Origin of the sequence: Rhodococcus sp. (in: high G+C Gram-positive bacteria) (assembly GCF_049299235.1) — a bacterium.
Classification (GTDB): Bacteria; Actinomycetota; Actinomycetes; order Mycobacteriales; family Mycobacteriaceae; genus Rhodococcus.
Genome location: NZ_JBAQXC010000321.1, coordinates 1 through 1,740, shown reverse-complemented (window position 1 = coordinate 1,740; position 1,740 = coordinate 1). Strand labels below are relative to the sequence as shown.

The 1,740-nt window shown below is 70.9% G+C and carries 1 protein-coding gene; it reads left to right on the top strand.

Annotated features, from left to right (window positions below):
- Positions 1–1,740, top strand: a 1,740-nt coding sequence (locus tag WAX14_RS19960; RefSeq protein WP_422629787.1) for an amino acid adenylation domain-containing protein, incomplete at both ends; no start/stop codon positions are given.

The following is a 1,740-nucleotide window of genomic DNA, read 5'->3' as shown; positions in this document are numbered from 1 at the left end:
GCGCCGCACCGGGCACGCGCGTCGCGGTGGCGTTGCCGCGCACCACCCACCTGGTCGCGGTGCTGCTCGCGGTCCTCGACACCGGCGCCGCGTACCTACCGATCGACGTGTCGTACCCTCCCGAGCGGCTGGCGTTCATGTTCGACGACGCTCGACCGGTCTGCGTGGTCACCACCACCGAACACCGGGATGCGCTGCCCGACACCGACCTGCCGGAACTCCTCCTCGACGACACGGACACGGCCACCGAGATCGCCGACCTGCCCGACACCGCGTTCGACGACGACGAACGGCACCGCAGGCGGCGACCCGACCACACCGCATACGTCATCTACACCTCCGGGTCCACCGGCCGCCCCAAGGGGGTGATGGTGCCGCACCGCACCGTCGTCGCCCTGCTCGACGCGACCGCACCGCGCTACCGGTTCGACCGGCACGACGTATGGACGATGTTCCACTCGTACGCGTTCGACTTCTCGGTGTGGGAGATGTGGGGGGCGCTCGCCTACGGTGGCCGGCTCGTCGTCGTCGACCACGACACCGCCCGGTCCCCGGACGCATTCCTCGAACTACTGCGCCGCGAACACGTCACCGTCCTCAACCAGACCCCGACCGCGTTCTATCAACTCGTCGAGGCCGACCGGACCGCCGCCGACCGCGGCCTGTCGCTGCGCTGGGTGATCTTCGGCGGTGAAGCCCTGGATCTGACGCAACTCGAACGCTGGTACCGGCGACACCCGGACAGCGCACCGACCTTGGTGAACATGTACGGCATCACCGAGACGACGGTGCACGTGACGGCGCTGCCGCTGGACCGGACGTCCGCGGCCACCGCCACCGCCAGCGTCATCGGCGACGCCGTCCCCGGACTGCGACTGCGCATCCTCGACGCCCGCCTGCATCCGGTCCCGACGGGCGTGTCCGGCGACCTGTATGTCGCCGGCGACCAACTCGCCCACGGCTATCTCGGTCGCCCCGGCCTGACGGCGGCCCGCTTCGTCGCCGATCCCCACGGCGCACCCTGCTCCCGCCTGTACCGCACCGGTGACCTGGCGCGTCGCACCCGCACCGGCGACGTCGAATACCTCGGCCGCAGCGACTTCCAGGTGCAGTGGCGTGGCTTCCGCATCGAACTCGGCGAGATCGAGGCGGCACTGATGCGCTGCCCCGGTATCGCCCGCGCCGTCGCCCTCGTGCACCACGACGAGCGCTCCGGTACCGACCACACCGGCGATCGGCTCGTCGGCTACGTGGTCCCGGAAACCGGGGTCGACGTCGACGTCGCGGCGACACTGGCGACGGTCGCGGCCGACCTGGCCACGTACATGGTGCCCGCCACCCTGGTGGTGCTCGACGCGATGCCGACCACCGCCACCGGAAAGCTGGATCGGCGTGCGCTGCCCGCACCGGACTTCGCGGCCCTGACGACCACGACCCGCACCCCGGCCGGTGAGGTCGAAACCCAACTTGTCGCGTTGTTCGCGCAGGTGCTCGGGGTGGACACCGTCGGTGTCGACGATTCGTTCTTCGCACTCGGCGGCGACAGCATCATGTCCATCCAACTCGTTTCGCGCGCCAAGGCCACCGGCTTCGAGTTCACCCCCCGCGACGTGTTCGAGCACAAGACGCCGGCGGCACTGGCTGCGGTGACCACGCTCGGCGCCACCAGCGCCGCGGCACTGCCGGAACTGCCCGGCGGCGGCCTCGGCGACCTGCCTGCCACCCCGATCGTGCGGTGGC